This window comes from bacterium, assembly GCA_024226335.1.
GTDB lineage: Bacteria > Myxococcota_A > UBA9160 > SZUA-336 > SZUA-336 > JAAELY01.
In genome coordinates this window covers 51,665-57,733 of sequence record JAAELY010000150.1, presented here as the reverse complement: position 1 = coordinate 57,733, position 6,069 = coordinate 51,665, and the positions used below count along the sequence as shown (strand labels likewise).

The following is a 6,069-nucleotide window of genomic DNA, read 5'->3' as shown; positions in this document are numbered from 1 at the left end:
GGACTCCGGAGACGGCGAGCCTCAGATCGCGAGACTGGTCGCGAGCCAGCTCAAGCGCATGCGCAGGATCGTGGACGCGGCGGTCGACCTGGCCGAGCAGGGCGGCTTCGAAGCAGTCCGACTGCGCGACGTGGCTGAAAACTCCGACGTCGCACTCGGCACGCTGTACAAGTACTTCCGCAGCAAAGAAGACCTGCTGCTTTTCGCTTTCATCGAGGACCTCGAACGTCTCGAACGGGTCATGGTGGATCGGCCGACCCGCGGCAAGGATCCGTTGGCCCGCATTGGCGAGTTCTTTCGCCGGGCGACCCGGGGCCTGGCGCACAAGCCCCAGCTGACCAAGGCCATGCTGAGAGCGAGCGCGGGCGGGGATGCAGAGACGGCCTTGCGAATCGCGGGCACACAGTTGCGTGTCAGTCGCCTGATCGTGGCGGCGATGCGCGGCGAGGCGCCGGATCTCGAAACTCCACTCGACGCCTCGAACGCCGACGCAGAAGAAGGCGCGATCGCGGCGGCACTGGTCGGGATCTGGTTTTCCTCCCTGGTCGGTTGGTCTGGAGGTTTGATCGGCGAGCAGGAAGTCACACGGACGGTCTGCTCCGCTGCGAAACTCATGCTGCGAGACGACACCGTCCGCTGACGAACAATCCGGCGCCAGAAATCGCCGGTTTCAAGGAGAAACAATGGCTTCACAAGAGAGCGAGGAGATCCTCTCGGCGAAACACATCGTCGACTACACCTACCGACGTTCCGTCGGCCCGGTGCTCTCCCAGTTCTTCACCGGACTGCGCGATCGACGCATCGTCGGCTGCCGGCTGCCTTCGGGAAAGGTGATCGTTCCGCCCACGGAGTTCGATCCCGAGACCGGTGAGGATTCGGGTGAGATCGTCGACGTGGGGTCGGCGGGAACCGTGACCGGCTGGTCCTGGGTCACGAGGCCGCGCGAAAAGCAACCGCTCGACCACCCCTTCGCCTTCGCGCTCATCCGACTCGACGGCGCGGACCTTCCCATGCTGCACGCCGTGGACGCGGGAGACGAAACACGCATGTCGACCGGAATGCGCGTAAAGGCGCGCTGGCGCGACGAGACGATCGGCGAAATTGGCGATATCGCCTGCTTCGAACCGGAGGCCTGAGAATGAGTGATGACAAGAACGAACCGATCTTGAGCATTCGCACTCCCGTACATCTGGAATACGAATACACCGCGGGTTTCGCGACCACACGCTTTTTGCGCGGACTGGCCAAGGGCAAGATCATTGGCGCACGCGCCGGTGACGACGGCCCGGTCTACGTACCGCCGCGCGGCGCCGACCCGCGCATCGGCAAGCCCACCGACCAGCAGGTCGAGGTTTCCGACAAGGGCACCGTGACCACCTTCTGCATCGTGCGGGTGCCCTCGGACAACCTGAGCTTCACCCCGCCCTATGCGTGCATTTCGGTGCTGCTCGACGGCTCGGATATCCCGATGATGCACGTGCTCCAGGAATGCGATCTTCAGGATGTACGCATGGGAATGCGCGTGCAGGCGGCCTGGGTCGACGAGAGCGAACTCGACACGTCGGTCGCCAGCATCAAGTACTTCAAGCCGATCGACGAACCCGACACGGACTACGATCTGTACAAGGACCATGTGTAATGCGCGACGTTGCCATCATTTCCTTTGCCCAATCCTGTAAACGAAAAGAAAGGGAACGGAACGAAGTCGAGATCCTGATGCCTGTCGTCGCGGAAGCCGTCGAAGCCTCAGGCATGCCGAGAGCCGATATCGAGTTCACCTGCTCGGGAAGCTGCGACTACCTGCAAGGCCAGGCTTTCGCATTCGTGGGCGCACTCGATGCCGTCGGCGCATGGCCTCCGATCAAGGAATCGCATGTCGAAATGGACGGAGCGTTCGCGATGTACGAGGCCTGGATCAAGATCCAGACCGGCGACGTGAGCAGCGCGCTCGTCTATTCCTTCGGCAAGGGTTCTCCGGGCGATCACGGCGAAGTGATGTGTCTCCAACTCGACCCCTATACAGTCACGCCGCTCTGGCCCGACTCGAACAGCCTCGCGGCGATCCAGGCACGTGCCTTCATGGAAGCGACCGGCAAGACCGAACGCGACCTCGCCGAAGTGGTCGCGCGCAGCCGACGCGATGCCAAGGACAATCCGCACGCGGTGGTTTCGGGTGATTTCGACGTGGAGAAACTCCTGGCCGAACGGGTGACCAATTCACCGCTGCGGCTACACGATTGCCCACCCGTCAGTGACGGTGCTTCGGCCATGGTGATCGCCGAAGCGAGCGTGGCGCGCAAGTTCTCGAAAAACCCCGTCTGGATTCGCGGCATCGATCACCGGATCGAGAGTCAGAACCTGGGCGTCCGCGATCTGACGCGCTCGGCTTCCACGGAGATCGCCGGTCGCAACGCGAAGGTTCACGAGAGCAAGATCGATTTCGCAGAACTGCACGCGCCCTATTCCCATCAGGAACTGATTCTGCAAGCGGCCCTGGGCCTGGGCGACGACGTGCGCATCAACCCATCGGGCGGAGCGCTTACCGCGCATCCGACGATGGCCGCGGGATTCAATCGCATCGGCGAAGCGGCAAACCGGATCGCAGCGGGTGACGGACGGCGCGCAGTCGCGCATTGCACGTCCGGGCCGTGCCTGCAGCAGAATCTGGTCTGCGTTCTGGAGGGTGAGTAATGGGTCAGCTATCAGGCGTGGTCGGAATCGGCCAGACGAAATACGACGCGAAGCGCATCGAACTGTCGATGCCGGGACTCTTGCGCGAGGCGGCGAAGCGCGCGCTCGAGGACGCGGATTGCAACTGGTCCGATATCGACGCCGTGGTGCTCGGCAAGGCACCCGATATGTTCGAAGGCGTGATGATGCCCGAGTTGTGGCTGGCCGATTCGCTCGGCTGTGTCGGCAAACCGATGTTGCGCGTACACACGGCGGGAAGCGTGGGCGGATCCACGGCAATCGTGGCCTCGAGCCTGGTCGAGGCGGGCGTTCACGAACGCGTGCTCACTGTCGGCTTCGAGAAGCAGTCCGAAAGCAATGCGATGTGGGCGTTGACCATCTCCGCGCCTTTCTCGGTGGCGGTGGTCGCGGGTGCAGGCGGATACTTCGCTCCGCTGATCCGCGGCTACATCAGACGTTCGGGCGCACCGGAAGACACGGGCATCCGGGTCGCGCTCAAGGATCGCCTGAACGCACTCAAGAATCCGTACGCGCACCTGCAGATGCCCGACATCGATTTTGATCAGGTCATGAACTCGCCGATGCTCTGGGATCCGATCCGCTACCTGGAAGCGTGTCCCTCTTCTGACGGCGCCTGCGCGATGGTTTTCGCCAGTCGCGACGCAGCCAAGAAGTCACCCGGGAAACCCGCCTGGGTGCACGCGACCTCGATGCGCAGCGAACCGACGCAGTTCTCTGGTCGCGACCAGGTCAATCCGCACGCCGGTCGCATCGCGGCTGCAGACCTGTACAAGAAGGGAGGCATCACCAACCCGCGCAAGGAGATCGATTGCGCCGAGATCTACGTGCCCTTCTCCTGGTTCGAACCCATGTGGATGGAGAACCTGGGTTTCGCTCCGGAAGGTGAAGGCTGGAAGATGACCTACGAAGGCGCAACTGCGATGGACGGTGATCTACCCGTCAATATGTCGGGAGGTGTGCTGTCATCGAACCCGATCGGTGCCTCGGGAATGATCCGCTTCGCCGAAGCGGCCATGCAGGTGCGAGGACAGGCCGGCGAACACCAGATCGACGGTGCGAAACTCGCTCTGGGTCACGCATACGGCGGTGGCTCGCAGTACTTCTCGATGTACCTCGTCGGCAGCGAACTGCCGAGCGTATAGGAGACGGTTTTGGCGGACCACGGTTTCTGGAACTACACGCAACGCGATCCGAATCATCTGGCGCTGGTCGCTCCCGACGGACGGGAGTGGACGCGGGACGAACTCGCGGGGGTCAGTAATCAGTTGGTACACGGTCTGCGTGCGGCGGGACTTCAGGTGGGCGATTGCGTCGCCGCCGTGCTGCCCAATTGCGCGGAGTTCTACGCACTCAATCTGGCGTGCGCACAAGCGGGCTGGTACCTCACGCCTATCAACTGGCATCTGGCGGGACCCGAGATCGCCTATATCGTCGCTGATTGTGAGGCAAGGGTATTCATCGCCCACGAGCGTGTCGCCGAAGTCGCGGCTCTTGCGGCCCGGGAAGTCGGCCTTGCCGAGAGTTCGTGCTTCGCGATCGGCTCGGTGCCGGGCTTTCGCGACTTCTACGAGCTGACCGAGAAACAGCCGACCTCCCTGCCCGAGGAACGCACCGCGGGCAACGTGATGAACTACACCTCGGGTACGACGGGTCAACCCAAGGGAGTTCGCCGTCCGCTCGCACCCGTGGATCCCGACCTGATCGGTGGCCTGATGGCGACTTTCCTGGCGATGTTCGGCATCGAACCCTTGAAAGACAATGTGCACCTGGTGGGCTCTCCGCTGTACCACACCGCCGTGCTCATGTGGAGCACATCTTCGCTGCATTTCGGCCATACGGTGGTCCTGATGGACAAGTGGCTGCCCGAAGAGTCGCTGCATTTGATCGAGAAGTATCGAGTCACGACCAGCCATATGGTGCCGACGCAGTTCCACCGCCTGCTCGGCCTGCCCGACGACGTGCGCGCCAAGTACGACTGCTCTTCGACGCGCCATATGGTGCACGCCGCCGCCCCCTGTCCGCCCGACACCAAGCGACGCATGATCGAGTGGTGGGGTGACTCGATTTACGAGTACTACGCGGCCACCGAAGGCGGCGGCACGATCGTCAGCCCGGAAGAGTGGATGAAGTACCCGGGCACCGTCGGAAAGGCGTGGACTGGCGCGGATATTCGCATCTACGACGACGACGAGAAGCAGTTGCCGGTCGGCGAGCGCGGAACCGTGTACATGAGACTCGGCCAGGCCGATTTCGAGTACCACAAGGACAGCGCCAAGACGCGGAAGAACCGCATCGAGAACTACTTCACGGTCGGCGACATCGGCTACCTGAATGAGGAAGGCTACCTGTTTCTGTGCGACCGCAAGACCGATATGATCATCTCCGGTGGCGCCAACATCTACCCTGCGGAAATCGAAAACGTGTTCATGAGCCATCCGAAGGTGGGCGACGTGGCCGTCTTCGGGATTCCGCACGAAGACTGGGGCGAAGAGATCAAGGCGGTGGTCGAGCCGGGAACGGGCATCCTGCCCAGCGATGCACTGGTCGCAGAACTGCTCGAGTTCTGCAGTGGTCGACTTGCGAAATTCAAGACGCCCAAATCAATCGACTTCACCGAAGAAATGCCGCGCGACCCGAACGGCAAGCTCTACAAGCGAAAATTGCGCGATCCCTACTGGGAGGACCGCGATACAGCCATCTGAGACGCGGCTCCAGCTTCTTCGACCCGGTGCGAATCTGCGTGGGGAATTGGCAATTCCAACAGCGCCAGTGGCTGATATGATCTCTGCATGCGAATAGACAGGCCCTCGGAATGACTCCGGAACCGACGAAACCCGAACGAACTGGACCGAGTCCGGTCGTAATCCTGCTATCTGTATTCGCGGCCTTGCTGATGACCTGCGCGACCGCTGGCTATATGTTCGTGAACAGTGAGCGAGGACAGGAACTCGTAAAGGGCGCCCAGGAACTGGTCGAGTTGGTCACCCAGGCGCAGAACGCACCGGGTGCTGAAGAACTGCGCGCCCTGGGATGCGACCAGGCCATGATCATGGACGTCGGTCGCATGATGCAGATCCTGGGGACACTTGGAGGGGTCGATCCACCCGATCTGGGCGAAGACGTCTCGGACGACACGCTGATGGTTCTGTGCAGCATGAATTCGTCCTCAGCCGGCGCCCCTACCTGCGAACAAATCGCCAGTACCTACGCCGCAGCCTCGAATGCGACCCAGCCGTTCGTGATTTTCGCCGGTGAGAACGAGCCGGAAAGCAGTGAGCAGGCCTGCCAGGGCCTGTACTCTCCGTACGGAGAACTCCTGTCCGAACTCGAAGAAGACCCGGCGCTGCAATAACGACT

At 62.2% G+C, this 6,069-nt stretch carries 5 protein-coding genes and 1 pseudogene; all 6 read left to right on the top strand.

The genetic code is table 11. The features are described from left to right. Nucleotides 1-640: TetR/AcrR family transcriptional regulator (locus GY725_07205; protein MCP4003966.1), on the top strand; the 640-nt coding region annotated here is incomplete at its 5' end. 43 nt (nt 641-683) lie between these two features. Continuing rightward, nucleotides 684-1,639 (top strand): annotated as a pseudogene (locus GY725_07200) (DNA-binding protein). After that, a complete protein-coding gene (locus tag GY725_07195) occupies nt 1,639-2,691 on the top strand; it encodes a lipid-transfer protein (GenBank protein MCP4003965.1) in 1,053 nt (350 codons plus the stop codon). Before GY725_07200 ends, GY725_07195 begins: the two are co-directional and overlap by 1 nt. Further along, nucleotides 2,691-3,854, top strand: coding sequence for a thiolase domain-containing protein (locus GY725_07190; GenBank protein MCP4003964.1), 1,164 nt, complete (start codon nt 2,691-2,693; stop codon nt 3,852-3,854). Before GY725_07195 ends, GY725_07190 begins: the two co-directional genes overlap by 1 nt. 9 nt (nt 3,855-3,863) lie before the next feature. Further along, nucleotides 3,864-5,414, top strand: a complete 1,551-nt coding sequence (locus GY725_07185) for an acyl-CoA synthetase (GenBank protein ID MCP4003963.1) — start codon at nt 3,864-3,866, stop codon at nt 5,412-5,414. A gap of 110 nt (nt 5,415-5,524) precedes the next feature. Further along, nucleotides 5,525-6,064 carry a hypothetical protein gene (locus tag GY725_07180; protein ID MCP4003962.1) on the top strand — a complete coding sequence of 180 codons (540 nt, stop codon included), beginning with the start codon at nt 5,525-5,527 and terminating at the stop codon, nt 6,062-6,064. Nucleotides 6,065-6,069: the final 5 nt, after the last annotated feature.